Here is a 12,871-nt window from a genome sequence, read left to right as displayed (position 1 = left end):
TCCACCGGCCGGGACGCCCCGACCGGGACGCCCTCGACGAGTCGGGCGGCAGACCTCAGACCGTGAAGTCGCCCGCGCCGAACGGGCCGACCACGGCCAGCGACATCGGCCGGCTGAGCAACTCGGCGGCGAGGACGTTCACGTCCTGCACGGTGACCTCGTCGACCCGGCGGAGCAGCTCGTCCACAGGCATCAGGTCACCGTAGAGCAGCTCACCCTTGGCCAGTCGGCTCATCCGGGAACCGGTGTCCTCCAGGCCGAGCACGAACGAGCCCTTGCTCATCCCCTTGCCCCGGGCCACCTCGGCCTCGGTCAACCCGTCGGCGGCCACCCGGGCCAGCTCGGCGCGGGTCAGGGCCAGCACCTCGTCCACCTTGCCCGGCGCGCAGCCGGCGTAGACGGCGAACAGGCCGGTGTCGGCGTACTGGCTGGCGTAGGAGTAGACCGAGTACGCCAGGCCGCGCTGCTCGCGGATCTCCTGGAACAGGCGGCTGGACATGCCACCGCCGAGCACGTTGTTGAGCACCCCGAGGGCGAAGCGCCGGTCGTCGAGGCGGTCGATGCCGGGGCAGCCGAGGATGATGTGCGCCTGCTCGGTCTCCTTCGGCTCCACCAGGGTGGTCGCCGCCTTGGTGCGTACCGCCGGGGTGGCCGCCCGGTACGGCGCCGGCGTGGCCGGGTCGCTGTCCAGTGGAGTGCCCCGCACCGCCTGGCGGACCATCTTGACCACCTCGGCGTGGTCCAGGTTGCCGGCGGCGGCGATGACGATCTGCGGCGCGGTGTAGCGGCCGCGGTAGAAGCTCTGGATCTGCTTGCGGGTCATCGGCGTGACGGTCTCGGCGGTGCCGGAGATCAGCCGACCCAGCGGGTGGTCGCCGTAGACGGCCTGGACGAAGAGGTCGTGCACCTCGTCACCGGGCTCGTCGTCGTGCATGGCGATCTCTTCCAGGATCACGCCGCGCTCGGTCTCGACGTCGGCCGGCTCCAGCAGCGAGTCGGCGACCAGGTCGCACATCACGTCGACCGCGAGCGGCAGGTCCTCGTCCAGCACGCGGGCGTAGTAGCAGGTGTATTCCTTCGTGGTGAACGCGTTCGTCTCACCACCCACCGCCTCGATCTGCGAGGAGATCTCCAGCGCGGTGCGCTTGTGGGTGCCCTTGAAGAGCAGGTGCTCGAGGAAGTGCGCGGCACCGGCCTGCGGGCCGGTCTCGTCGCGGGAGCCGACCGCCACCCAGACGCCGAACGAGACGCTGCGCATCGTCGGAATCGCCTCGGTGAGGACGCGCAGGCCGCTGGGCAGCACGGTACGTCGTACCGTGCCGCCCAGCGGGTCGTCGCTGAGCGTCCGGGTCACCGCACGGGCGGTGCCGCCGGAGCGGCCCGTCCCATTCCCCGGGGACGCGGCCACCCCCCGTCGATCCGGTGGAAACGGCGCGCTGATGGCCCGACTCACGACTTGCTCCCGGTTCGACGAGGGGTGGGTGATGCGATGTACGACGATCAGCTGTGCCGGGTCCGGCGGCGCGGACGCTCGCCGCCCTCGCCACCCTCGCCGCCGCCGTTGCCGCCCTCGCCGCCACGCTCCGGACCACGGCCACCTCGGTCGCCGCCCCGGTCGCCGCCACGCTCGCGGTCGCCACGGTCACGCGGACCCCGGTCGCCCCGGTCCCGACCGGCCGGCCGGTCGCCGCCGGCGGCCGGCGCCTCGGTGCCCTCCGGGCGGACCTTGTCGAGGTAGATCTTGCCGCGGGCGTCGATGTCCGCGATCTCGACCTCGACCCGGTCGCCGACGTTGAGGAAGTCCTCGACGCGCTCGACCCGCTTGCCGTCGCCCACCTTGGAGATGTGCAGCAGACCGTCGCGGCCCGGCAGCAGCGAGATGAACGCGCCGAACGCGGCGGTCTTGACCACCGTGCCGAGGAACCGCTCGCCCTGCTTCGGCAGTGTCGGGTTGGCGATCCCGTTGATCCGGTCGACGGCGGCTTGGGCCGACGGGCCGTTCGTCGCGCCGACGTAGATCGTGCCGTCGTCCTCGATGGAGATCTCGGCGCCGGTCTCGTCCTGGATCGCGTTGATGGTCTGCCCCTTCGGGCCGATCACCATGCCGATCTTGTCGACCGGGATCTTGACGGTGGTGACCCGCGGCGCGTAGTCCGACATCTCGGCCGGAGCCTCGATCGCGGCCTTCATGACGCCGAGGATGACCTGCCGGGCCTCGTTCGCCTGCTGCAGCGCGGCGGCCAGCACGTCCGACGGGATGCCGTTGAGCTTGGTGTCGAGCTGCAGCGCGGTGACGAACTCCGGCGTGCCGGCGACCTTGAAGTCCATGTCACCGAACGCGTCCTCGGCACCGAGGATGTCGGTCAGCGTCACGTACTGGGTCTTGCCGTCCACCTCGTCGGAGATGAGCCCCATCGCGATGCCGGCGACCGGCGCCTTCAGCGGGACACCCGCGGAGAGCAGGCCCAGCGTCGACGCGCAGACCGAACCCATCGAGGTGGAGCCGTTGGAGCCGAGCGCCTCCGAGACCTGCCGGATGGCGTACGGGAACTCCTCGCGCGACGGCAGCACCGGGATCAGCGCACGCTCGGCGAGAGCGCCGTGGCCGATCTCGCGACGCTTCGGCGAGCCGACCCGGCCGGTCTCACCGGTCGAGTACGGCGGGAAGTTGTAGTTGTGCATGTAGCGCTTGCGGTTCTCGGGGGACAGCGTGTCCACCATCTGCTCCATGCGGAGCATGTTCAGCGTGGTGACGCCCAGGATCTGGGTCTCGCCCCGCTCGAACAGCGCCGAACCGTGCACCCGGGGCAGCACGCCGACCTCGGCGGTCAGCTCCCGGATGTCGCGCGGGCCCCGGCCGTCCATGCGGACCTGCTCGCGCAGCACGCGGTTGCGCACCTCGGACTTGGTGAGCGACCGGAAGGCAGCGCTGAGCTCCTTCTCCCGACCCTCGAACCGAGCGCCCAACTCCTCGGCGACGCGGGCCTTGACCCGGTCCAGGGCCTCCTCGCGGTCGGCCTTGCCGGCGATGGTGATCGCCTCGGCGACCTCGCCGCGGGCCAGCTCGGAGACGGCGTCGTACACGTCGTCCTGGTAGTCCAGGAAGACCGGGAACTCGGTGACCGGCTTGGCGGCGACCTCGGCCAGCTCGCTCTGCGCGCGGCACAGCTCACGGATCGCCGGCTTGGCGGCCTCCAGGCCGCTGGCGACGACCTCCTCGGTCGGCGCGGTGGCGCCGGCCGAGATCAGGGCGACGGCGTTCGGGGTGGCCTCGGCCTCGACCATCATGATCGCGACGTCGCCGTCCTCGAGGGTGCGGCCGGCCACGACCATGTCGAAGGTGGCGCGGGCCAGCTCCTCCAGGGTCGGGAAGGCGACCCACTGGCCGTCGATGTGGGCGACGCGGGTCGCACCGATCGGGCCGGAGAACGGCAGGCCGGACAGCTTCGTCGACATCGAGGCGGCGTTGATCGCCACGACGTCGTACGGGTGCTGCGGGTCGAGCGCGAGGATGGTCTCGACGACCTGGACCTCGTTGCGCAGGCCCTTCACGAACGACGGGCGCAGCGGCCGGTCGATCAGGCGGCACGTGAGGATCGCGTCCTCGCTGGGCCGGCCCTCACGGCGGAAGAACGAGCCGGGAATGCGGCCCGCGGCGTACATCCGCTCCTCGACGTCGACGGTCAGCGGGAAGAAGTCGAACTGCTCCTTCGGGTGCTTACCGGCGGTGGTGGCGGAGAGAACGACCGTCTCACCCAGCTGGGCGATGACGGAACCGGCGGCCTGGCGAGCCAGCCGGCCGGTGGAGAAGGTGATCTCGCGGGTGCCGAAGGACCCGTTGTCGATCACGGCGGTGCGGGATTCGGTGCCGAGTTTGGTCTCGGTCATGTGCTGTCGTGCTCCTTCGCGTCGTGGGCCCACGACATCGGGGAGCTGCTCAGCCGGCCGGTCTTCGATCGAAGCGCCCGGGGGCCGGCTCGATGCCGGGGTTCCCGGGGGCCACTACCGGAGACCGGTACGCTGACCGGCTCCCTCTCGGGTGGTCGCGCGGCCCGTGTTTCTTCAGGTGGGACGCCGTACGGGGGAGCGGCCGGTCGGCCACTCCCCCGTCACGTCACCGGCGCAGGCCGAGCCGCTCGATGAGCGACCGGTAGCGGGCAATGTCCTTCTTCTGGACGTAGTTGAGCAGCCGACGGCGACGGCCGACCAGCAGCAGCAGCCCACGGCGGCTGTGGTGGTCGTGCTTGTGCACCTTCAGGTGCTCGGTCAGCTCGGCGATCCGCTTGGTGAGGACCGCGACCTGAACCTCCGGCGAACCGGTGTCGCCCTCGGCGGTCGCGTACTCCGCGCGGATGCTGGCCTTGGCTTCCTGGTCGAGCGCCATGTTCTCCCTGTTTCGATGGGTTGATCAAGTAGGTGTCCGTCGTCCCGATGGACCGGGAACGGACCGGTACCTCGCACCCGCGGCGTCGAGCAGGCACGCGAGGCCCCACGCCGGTCTCCCGACGTCTGGGCAAGACTACCAGCACTCGCCGGTAACACCCGGCGAAGGGCTCGGCGGCGCAGCCCACGGCGCTCAGGCGAGCGCGCGCCGGGTGCGTTCGACGTCCTGGTTCATCTGGGCGATCAACGGCTCGATCGAGTCGTACCGGATCTGACCGCGCAGGTGCGCCACGAAGTCCAGGGCCAGCCGCTCGCCGTACAGGTCACCGGCGAAGTCCAGCGCGTACGCCTCCACCCGCCGCTCCCGCCCGGAGAACGTCGGGTTGGTGCCCACCGACACCGCCGCCAGCAGCGGCTCGTGCTGCCCGCGACGGATCAGCCGGGCCGCGTACACCCCGTCGGCCGGGACCGCCGCGTACCGGTGGCAGAGCAGGTTGGCGGTGGGGAAGCCCAGTTCCCGCCCCCGCTGGTCGCCGCGGACCACCACACCTTCCAACCGGTGTGGGCGGCCGAGCGCGGCGGCGGCGGCGCCGACGTCGCCCGCGTCGACGCAGGAGCGGATGTACGTGGAGGAGAAGACGGTGCCGTCCTCGGCGACGAGCGGGCTGCCCTCCACCCCGAAGCCGAAGGTCTGACCGAGCCGCTCCAACAGCGCCACGTCGCCGGCCGCCCGGTGCCCGAACCGGAAGTTGCCGCCGACCACCACGAGCGCGCAGTGCAGGTGCTCGACCAGGACGTCGTGCACGAACTGTTCGGCGGGCAACCGGGAGAACTCCGGTGTGAACGGCACCACACAGAGCACGTCCACGCCGAGTTCCTCGACCAGTTCCGCCTTCCGGGCCTGCTCGGTGAGCACCGCCGGATGCGAACCGGGGCGGACCACCTCGGCCGGGTGCGGGTCGAAGGTGACCACCACCGACTGCACGCCCAACTCCCGCGCGCGGGCCACGGTGTGCCCGATGGTCGCCTGGTGCCCCTTGTGCACGCCGTCGAACACGCCGATGGTGACGACCGAGCGTCCCCACCCACCGGGCGCCGCGTCGTACCCCCGCCACCGCTGCATGCCGTTCCTCTCTGGTGTCCCCAACACCGCCGGCCGGGCCGGCGGGACTGCCTTGCGACCCGTCACGCCGGGGCGAGCACGATCTCCGCCCGAGCCCGTCCGTCCCGCTCGCTGACGATAGCGATCAGGCCGCCCGCCGGCCCGAAGACGGCGTACGGCCCGGTGAGGCCGACCGGGTCCAGTGGCCCGCCGTGGGCCAGCACCTTCGCCTCGTCGGGCGTGGCCTCCCGGCGCGGGAAGAACCGGTCGGCCGCCGCGTCCAGCGGCAGGTTCACCACGTCCGGGGCACGCTGTTCCAGCTCGTCGAGGGTCGCCGCCTCGGCCAGGGTGAAACCGCCCACGGCGGTCCGGCGCAGGGCCGTCAGGTGGCCACCGACGCCGAGCGCCAGGCCCGCGTCCCGGGCGATGGCCCGGATGTACGTGCCGGAGGAGCAGGTCACGTCCACGTCCACGTCCACCACGTCCGGCTCGGTGCGGTGGATGGCCAGCACCCCCAGGCGGGAGATGGTGACCCGCCGGGCGGGCAGCTCGACGCTCTCCCCGTCGCGGACCCGCTTGTACGCCCGCTGCCCGTCGATCTTGATGGCGCTGACCGCGCTCGGCACCTGGTCGACCTCGCCGCTCAACCCGGCCAGCGCTGACCGGATCGCCTCGTCGGTCACCAGGCCGGCCGGGGTGGTGGCGATCACGTCGCCCTCGGCGTCGTCGGTGACGGTGGCCTGACCGAGCCGGATGGTGCCGGTGTAGCTCTTGCCCGCGCCGATCACGTAGGTCAGCAGCCGGGTGGCCCGGCCCACGCCGATCACCAGCACGCCGGTGGCCATCGGGTCGAGGGTGCCGCCGTGCCCGACCCGTCGGGTCTTCGCCAGTCGGCGGATCCGCGCCACCACGTCGTGCGACGTCATGCCGCCGGGCTTGTCGACCACGATCAGACCATCGGTGCTCACGTCGGCCAAGCCTGCCAGACCGCCAGTCGGCGACGGTCGTCGCGGTGGCTCTCGGCCGGGCGCCACACCCCGCTGGCTCGATCACGGAGGGGACACCACGACGTCGCGGCGGATGCGAAGATCACTCGCCCGCTCCCATCGAGCCAGGACGACAGATGATCAGCGAAGAGCCCTCCAGCCCGCCCGTCACCCCGGCCCGCCCCCCGGATGCCGTCGAGCCTGAACCGTTGCGAGTGGCGGACTGGCTGCGCGAGCCGGTGACCGAACGCGCGCTGACCAGGGGGGAACGCCTGCGGCTGGGGTGGGAGCAGCACGCCGGAAAGGTGCTCGGCGGGACCGCCGCGTTCGTCACGCTGACGCTTGTCGCGGTGCTGACCTGGCAGGGCATCAACCTGGCGCGGGGCGAGTCGAACTCCCGGCCGGTCGACGGGAGCGGCAACGCCCTCGGCCCGTTCGCCGGCACTCCGGCGGAGACGTTCGCCGTGGGCGAGGCGGGAATCGCCCTCCCGACAGCCCGGGCCGCCGCGCCGTTCACCGCCCAGCAGGTCGCGGACGCGCTGACGAAGGTCAGGCAGGCGTTGATCCACGGTCGACTCGAGCGGTCCATGCTCGCCGGCGACCCCACGAAGTTCGTCGCCCTGCTGACACCGGACGGCCGGTACCAGGTGGACAAGGACTTCGCGGCCGGGGACAGCCTGGCCTACGCCACCCGCATCGACCCCGCCGCCGACCCGCGGTTCGACCCGGCGCCGGGCATCCGCGTCAGTGGCAGCATGGAGTACCGGTTGGTCACCGACGACCGTGTCCGGGAGCTGGAGATCACCACCCGGTTCCTGTGGGTGTACTCCTTCGCCCTGCCCGGACGGCAGGCACATCCGCCCGGCACCGGGCTCGTCACCCTCCGGGACGAGGTGGTCTGGCAGGTGCCGCACCCGGACGACGTCCTGGCCAGCTCGGCCGGCCTGTGGTTGGCAAGCGCCGACTACAGCGTGCTCAACGCGACCTGCGCCGCGATCCTCCGGGGAATGATCGACCTGGAGATCGGGTTCGAACGGGGCCTGCCGGCAGGGTCAACCAAGAGCATCTACGACCCGAACTGGGGCCCCGAAGAGGCAGAGATCTGCTAACCCCACCCCCGCGCTCCGCGATCTTGCAGTTACTGCCCCGACATAAGGCACCATCCACCTCATATCGGCGACAGAAACTGCAAGATCGGCGGGGACGTCGGGGTCAGCGGACGGCCCCGGTTACCGCCCAGCCGCCACTGCGCAGGCGCAGCAGCAGGGCGACCAGCCGGACCACCACGAACAGGGTGAGCCCGGCCCAGATGCCGCCCAGCCCGAGGTCGAGCACGTAGGCCAGCCAGATGGCCGGCAGGAAGCCGCCGAGCGCCGCCACGATGGTGAGGTTGCGCAGGTAACGCACGTCGCCCGCGCCGATCAGCACGCCGTCGAGGGCGAACACCACCCCGGCCAGCGGCAGCATGGCGACGAACCAGGGCCAGGCCACCATGGCCTGCTCGCGTACCCCCTCGTCGGAGCTGAACCACGACGGCACGACGCCGGCGCCCGCGGCGACGACAAGCGCGAAGGCGACGCCGCAGACGCCACCGAGCAGCCCGATCCGGCGGGCCAGTGCCCGGGCGCCCGCGTCGTCGCCGGCGCCGAGCGCGGCACCGACCAGGGACTGCGCGGCGATCGCGAGGGCGTCGAGCACCAGCGCGGTGAAGAACCAGAGTTGCAGGGCGATCTGGTGGGCGCCGACGGCGGCGGCGCCGAAGCGGGCGGCGACGGCCGTCGCGGAGAGGAAGCTGGCCTGGAACGCCAGCCCTCGGATGAGCAGGTCGCGGCTGAGCACCAACTGCTGGCGGATCACCCGGGGCCGGGGCCGCAGCGACACCCGCTCGGCGACAAGCGCCGCGGCGAACAGCGCCCCGCAGAGCGTCTGCGCGACGACGTTGGCCACCGCCGAACCGACCAGGCCCAGGCCGCCGGGGTAGACCAGCAGTGGGCAGAGCAGCGCGGAGAGCAGGTTGGGGCCGAGCACGAAGAACAGGGGACGTCGGGTGTCCTGCACGCCGCGCAGCCAGCCGTTGCCGGCGGCGGCGAGCAGCAGGCCGGGGGCGCCGAGGGCCGCGATCCGCAGCCAGTGCGCGGCGGCGTCGGCCACGTCGCCAGGTCCACCGGCGAGGGTACGCGCGAGCGCGCCACCGCCGACCTGCATGCCGATCGCGATCAGCAGGCCGACGCCGAACGCCAGCCAGGACGACTGCACTCCCTCGGCTACCGCGGCGGCCCGGTCCCCCGCGCCGAAGCGACGGGCGGCGCGACCGGTCGTGCCGTACGCGACGACGGTGCCGACCCAGGCGGTGAGGGTCATCACCGTGCCGCCGACGGCGAGCGCGGCGAGCGGCACCCGGCCGAGGTGTCCGACCACCGCGGTGTCGACGAGCACGTAGAGCGGCTCGGCGGCGAGCACCACGAGGGCCGGCAGGGCGAGCGCGGCGATCCGCCGAGGAGAGGCGGGTCGGTGAGCGGTGGCGGTGTGGTTCATCGCCGCCGATCCTGGCACGACTGCGGTAAGGAGCACAAGGCAACCGGGAACTTACGGGCCCAGCTCTCGCCCGGCTCGGTGGACGGCACCGAGGATCGCGGGCCCGATGCGCTCGGTGTCGCCGGCATCCCGGTTTGCGGCGCTCACTACCCTGTCCGAGGCTCCCACGCGGGGGGCACCACGACAGCGATAGGCCTGACCACAGTGAGCGACAGTTACCCTCCGCCCGGCCCGAACGTCACCCCATGGAGCGGCCCCCCGGTGCCGCAGCAGGGCGGCTACCCGCCGTACGGGCAGCCACCACCCCAGCCGTACTACGGCGCGCCACCGCCGCCGGCGCCGAACACGTCGAACAAGGGCCTGATCATCGGGCTGGTCGCCGGCGCGGTGGTCGTCATGCTCGCCATCTGTGGCGCGGGAATCGGCATCCTGCTCGCCTACGACAACGACGAGCCGGCACGGGGCACGTCCCCCACCCTCACACCCGGCGCCGCCAGCACTTCGGGCACGGGGACCGTCCCCACGCCGGGGCAGGCGGATCCACCGAACAACAACTCGATGACCGCCCGCTACTCGAGCGACCTGGCGAACGTCTGCGACGGCAGCCCGATCCTGAACGCGGCGCCCTACGGGGGCCGGGCCGGCGCCAAGGCGTACACGTTCTCGAACAACCCCGACCGGCCGACGTCCTGGTCGTCGACGTACGTCCCCTCGGACAAGTCCTACTACGCGAAGGGCGCGGACTACGAGAAGGTGTCGGTGGTCGGCTGCCTGAGATTCGTCGAGGGCAGCCAGGGCGCCCCGAAGAAGTGTCAGTACAAGGACAAGGCGGAGAAGCAGGTAAGCGTCGACTACGTCTCGTCGCGCTACACCCTGACCTTCTACGCGGCCCGGACCGCCGAGAAGATCGGCGACGGCGGCACCGTGACCGCCCCGACGAACAGGTGCCCGAGTTTCATCTCGTACGACAGGACCACAATGAGGGCGTACGCGACGCCGGACTCCGGCACCATCGAGGCGGCCCTGGACACGTTCCTGTCCTGAACGACCCGATCCCCACGTGTGGCCGGGCGGTGACGCCGTCAGCGCGGCGCATGGGCGGCGTCACCACGTGTCGAGATGAGTCACTGACGGGTGTCCATCGACGTCTGCAGGGCGCGGCGGGCCTGCTCGCGGGCGTCGTCGGTGGTCTCGGGCTTGGGCTTGTTCGGCATGGTGGTGGTCCTTCCAGGGAGCGAGCCACCGACACGCGGTGGCCCTCGCGGGCGGTCGTGCTGCGCGTCCCACGGCGGTCCGGGATTACCGGAGCAGCCGACTGGGCAGCGTGAGCCCGGGTCGGTCCGACCCTGGAGGGAGGCAGCACGAGGTGTGGCGCCACCACCCATGACCTGCACCGCGACGCGGTACCCGGCCGTCTCCCAAGTTATCGTTCAGGTCCATATGCTGCTCTCGGTTCCCGCCATGTGGACAGGCGGAGACCCGGCTCAGCGGGCCAGGAAGTGCCAGCCCAGCCACCACCAGAACCCGAACAGACCGATCCGGCCCACCGGGACCGACCCGACCTCGTAGCGCATCACGTACGCGCAGACCTCGCCCAGGGTGGGGATCCGGGAACCCTCCCGCCGGGCCATCCACTCGACCACCGCGAAGAGCGCCAACGCGGTGAGGAAACCACCGATGGCGAGCGCCCGCATCATCGACGCACCAGCCCCCAGAAGGCGGCCAGCCAGGCGAACCACACCGCCGACCGCGTCAGATGATCTTCCAGAAGCGGGTCGGCCAGCCGGGAGAAGGTGGGGAAGTCGTCACCGGCGGCCAGCACGAAGGTCACGCCCTCGAAGACCCCGAAGACCACCACCGGCACCGCCCACCAGACCGCCCCCGGGCCCAGCCGGCGCGGCGCCGGTCGGCGAGGCACCCGATTGCTCAGACCGAGCCAGATCAGCACCCCGCCGGTGCCGATGGTGAAGAGATTCGCCTCGGTGGAGAAGGACGCGAACCGACCACCGACGAGCGACAGGCAGACGAGGACGGGAACGGAGACGGTGGGCCGGTCCCAGGCACGGGGGGCCTCCACGGTGAGGTCGTGCGGCTGCTCCATCCCGCAATTCTTCCCGGTCTCACCGAGCGCGGGAAGACCGACACTCCCCGGAGTTGACCCTGATCCTGCGGACCGGGCGATCGATGACGGCGAACGTCGCCGTCAGGCGCCGGGGTCGAGCAGCGCCGCGTCCAGTTGGCCGCGGATCGACTCGACCACCTGCTCGACGGTGCCCCGACCGGTGAACCCCGCCGCGAACCGGTGGCCACCACCGCCAAGCGTCACCGCGACCTGGCTGACGTCCACCGCGCCCTTGCTGCGCATCGACACCGCCCACTCGGCGGGAGCGGTCTGCTTGAGCACGCAGCTCACATCCGCCTCGGCGGTGCACCGCACCGAGTCGATGAGCGCCTCCAGCACGTACGGCCGCTGGTCGTGCCGGGTCAGATCCGCGAGCGTGGCGAAGGTCCAGACAAACCCTCGGCCGCCCGCAGCCGCCGGCTCCAGCCGTGCCCGGCCGAGCACCTCACCGAAGAGACGCACCGCCCCGAAGGGCCGGGTGTCGAAGACCTGTCGGGAGATGTCTCCGGGCGAGATGCCTGTCGCCAGCAACCGGGCGGCCATCTCATGCACCGCCGGGGTGGTCGCCGCGAACCGGAACGAGCCGGTATCCGTGGTCAGGGCCACGTAGAAGCACTCCGCGATGGCGGGATCCACCACGACCCCGAGCCGGGCCAGCAACTGCTCCGCCACGACCGACGTCGCCGCGGCGCCCGGATCCACGAGGTTGACGGTGCCGAAGCCGGAGTTCGACGCGTGGTGGTCGAGCACCAGCGCCGCACCCGCCGACGACAACCGCCCGGCCAGCTCACCGAGGCGCGACTCACTCGCCGCGTCGAAGCAGATCACCAGGTCGGGTGCGGGGTCGGCGGCGTCCGCCGGGACCAGCAGGTCCAGCCCGGGCAGACCCCGGAACGGCTCGGGCACCTCCGGCGGCCCGGGAAAGGTCGCCTGCAGTTCGAAGACGCCGAACTGCCGCAGGCCCAGACCGAAGCCGAGCATGCTGCCCAGCGCGTCACCGTCCGGGTTGACGTGGCAGATCAGCAGGACCCGGCCACCCGGCGGGACAGCCCGCACCAGCGCCTCGGCCGCAGCCCAGTCCCTCTCGGCCGGGCCGAGCCCGGCTGCCCCGGCGAGCGGGGCGCTGGCGGTGCTGGTCACCGCGTTTCCCCACCCCGCGGGGTGTCCTTGACGTCGGTGGCCTCGTCGGCCTCGTCCGTCTCGTCTGTCTCGTCGTCCTCGTCGTCCACCCGGTACGGCTGGGCCTCGCCCGCGTACTTCGCCTGGGCGGCCAGTCGCTGCACCTCGGCGTCGGCGTTACGGGCGGCGGCGAGCAGGTCGTCGATGTGCTTGACCTGGTCCTGCACGTCGTCGAGGACGAACGTGAGGGTCGGCGAGTGGCGCAGCCCGAGCGCCTTGCCGACAGTGCTGCGCAGCAGCCCCTTGGCGCTCTCCAGGGCCGCGGCGGTGTCCGCCTGGGCCACCGCGTCACCGAGCACCGTGTAGAAGACCGTCGCCTCGCGCAGGTCAGCGGTGATCCGGGCGTCGGTGATGGTGATCATCCCGAGCCGCGGGTCCTTGATCTGGCTCCGCACCACCGACGCGACCAGCTCACGCACCCGTTCCGCGTGCCGGCGTACCTTGGCCGGATCAGACATCTCGCCACCTCCACGGCGTCCTGCTCCCGGTCGCGCCGACGACCCGGGGGTCGCCGGCCGACCGGCCAACATCTCGAACACTACCTTCGCGGCCGCACCGGTGGCC

12 protein-coding genes are annotated in these 12,871 nt (G+C 71.9%); 2 read left to right on the top strand and 10 right to left on the bottom strand.

Annotated features, from left to right (window positions below; translation table 11 throughout):
* Nucleotides 1-55: 55 nt before the first annotated feature.
* From ACGFH8_RS33410 to truB, 5 genes are all read right to left on the bottom strand, one after another.
* On the bottom strand, nucleotides 56-1,453 hold the full coding sequence (locus ACGFH8_RS33410) for a M16 family metallopeptidase (RefSeq protein WP_393375262.1): 1,398 nt from the start codon (nucleotides 1,451-1,453) through the stop codon (nucleotides 56-58).
* 47 nt (nucleotides 1,454-1,500) lie between these two features.
* Nucleotides 1,501-3,888: a polyribonucleotide nucleotidyltransferase gene (locus tag ACGFH8_RS33405; protein ID WP_393375259.1), complete on the bottom strand. Its 2,388-nt coding sequence runs from the start codon at nucleotides 3,886-3,888 to the stop codon at nucleotides 1,501-1,503.
* 226 nt (nucleotides 3,889-4,114) lie between these two features.
* A complete protein-coding gene (gene rpsO, locus ACGFH8_RS33400; RefSeq protein ID WP_030337594.1) occupies nucleotides 4,115-4,384 on the bottom strand; it encodes a 30S ribosomal protein S15 in 270 nt (89 codons plus the stop codon).
* Between the two features lie 192 nt (nucleotides 4,385-4,576).
* A complete protein-coding gene (locus ACGFH8_RS33395) occupies nucleotides 4,577-5,506 on the bottom strand; it encodes a bifunctional riboflavin kinase/FAD synthetase (RefSeq protein ID WP_393375256.1) in 930 nt (309 codons plus the stop codon).
* Nucleotides 5,507-5,568: 62 nt separating this feature from the next.
* A complete protein-coding gene (truB, locus tag ACGFH8_RS33390; RefSeq protein WP_393375254.1) occupies nucleotides 5,569-6,453 on the bottom strand; it encodes a tRNA pseudouridine(55) synthase TruB in 885 nt (294 codons plus the stop codon).
* A gap of 155 nt (nucleotides 6,454-6,608) precedes the next feature.
* On the opposite strand from truB, the gene ACGFH8_RS33385 reads away from it, so the two are divergent.
* On the top strand, nucleotides 6,609-7,580 hold the full coding sequence (locus ACGFH8_RS33385; RefSeq protein WP_393375251.1) for a hypothetical protein: 972 nt from the start codon (nucleotides 6,609-6,611) through the stop codon (nucleotides 7,578-7,580).
* Nucleotides 7,581-7,683: 103 nt separating this feature from the next.
* Here the strand turns inward: ACGFH8_RS33385 and ACGFH8_RS33380 are convergent, their stop codons facing one another.
* Nucleotides 7,684-9,006: an MATE family efflux transporter gene (locus tag ACGFH8_RS33380; protein ID WP_393375248.1), complete on the bottom strand. Its 1,323-nt coding sequence runs from the start codon at nucleotides 9,004-9,006 to the stop codon at nucleotides 7,684-7,686.
* Nucleotides 9,007-9,210: 204 nt separating this feature from the next.
* Here ACGFH8_RS33380 and ACGFH8_RS33375 point away from each other — a divergent pair, with 204 nt between their 5' ends.
* Entirely contained in the window at nucleotides 9,211-10,050 is an 840-nt protein-coding gene (locus ACGFH8_RS33375; RefSeq protein WP_393375246.1) for a hypothetical protein, read from the top strand.
* A 440-nt stretch (nucleotides 10,051-10,490) separates the two neighbouring features.
* On the opposite strand, the gene ACGFH8_RS33370 is transcribed toward ACGFH8_RS33375, so the two are convergent.
* The 4 genes from ACGFH8_RS33370 to rbfA form a co-directional block, all read right to left on the bottom strand.
* Nucleotides 10,491-10,700 carry a DUF6186 family protein gene (locus tag ACGFH8_RS33370; protein ID WP_393375430.1) on the bottom strand — a complete coding sequence of 70 codons (210 nt, stop codon included), beginning with the start codon at nucleotides 10,698-10,700 and terminating at the stop codon, nucleotides 10,491-10,493.
* A complete protein-coding gene (locus tag ACGFH8_RS33365) occupies nucleotides 10,700-11,107 on the bottom strand; it encodes a hypothetical protein (protein WP_393375243.1) in 408 nt (135 codons plus the stop codon). The genes ACGFH8_RS33370 and ACGFH8_RS33365 overlap by 1 nt, the downstream gene beginning before the upstream one ends.
* Nucleotides 11,108-11,209: 102 nt before the next feature.
* Nucleotides 11,210-12,268, bottom strand: coding sequence for a bifunctional oligoribonuclease/PAP phosphatase NrnA (locus ACGFH8_RS33360; RefSeq protein ID WP_393375240.1), 1,059 nt, complete (start codon nucleotides 12,266-12,268; stop codon nucleotides 11,210-11,212).
* Nucleotides 12,265-12,765, bottom strand: coding sequence for a 30S ribosome-binding factor RbfA (rbfA, locus tag ACGFH8_RS33355; RefSeq protein ID WP_393375238.1), 501 nt, complete (start codon nucleotides 12,763-12,765; stop codon nucleotides 12,265-12,267). The genes ACGFH8_RS33360 and rbfA overlap by 4 nt, the downstream gene beginning before the upstream one ends.
* Between the last annotated feature and the right edge of the window lie 106 nt (nucleotides 12,766-12,871).

The sequence above is a fragment of the Micromonospora sp. NPDC049175 genome, assembly GCF_043197345.1.
Lineage (GTDB): Bacteria > Actinomycetota > Actinomycetes > Mycobacteriales > Micromonosporaceae > Micromonospora.
This window is presented reverse-complemented; position numbering and strand designations above follow the sequence as displayed.

What these genes read in the sequence shown, in the direction of transcription:
- ACGFH8_RS33405 (WP_393375259.1), bottom strand. Translation starts at nt 3,888, where the DNA reads ATGACCGAGACCAAACTCGGCACCGAATCCCGCACCGCCGTGATCGAC.
- rpsO (WP_030337594.1), bottom strand. Translation starts at nt 4,384, where the DNA reads ATGGCGCTCGACCAGGAAGCCAAGGCCAGCATCCGCGCGGAGTACGCG.
- ACGFH8_RS33395 (WP_393375256.1), bottom strand. Translation starts at nt 5,506, where the DNA reads ATGCAGCGGTGGCGGGGGTACGACGCGGCGCCCGGTGGGTGGGGACGC.
- ACGFH8_RS33385 (WP_393375251.1), top strand. Translation starts at nt 6,609, where the DNA reads ATGATCAGCGAAGAGCCCTCCAGCCCGCCCGTCACCCCGGCCCGCCCC.
- ACGFH8_RS33380 (WP_393375248.1), bottom strand. Translation starts at nt 9,006, where the DNA reads ATGAACCACACCGCCACCGCTCACCGACCCGCCTCTCCTCGGCGGATC.
- ACGFH8_RS33370 (WP_393375430.1), bottom strand. Translation starts at nt 10,700, where the DNA reads ATGCGGGCGCTCGCCATCGGTGGTTTCCTCACCGCGTTGGCGCTCTTC.
- ACGFH8_RS33365 (WP_393375243.1), bottom strand. Translation starts at nt 11,107, where the DNA reads ATGGAGCAGCCGCACGACCTCACCGTGGAGGCCCCCCGTGCCTGGGAC.
- rbfA (WP_393375238.1), bottom strand. Translation starts at nt 12,765, where the DNA reads ATGTCTGATCCGGCCAAGGTACGCCGGCACGCGGAACGGGTGCGTGAG.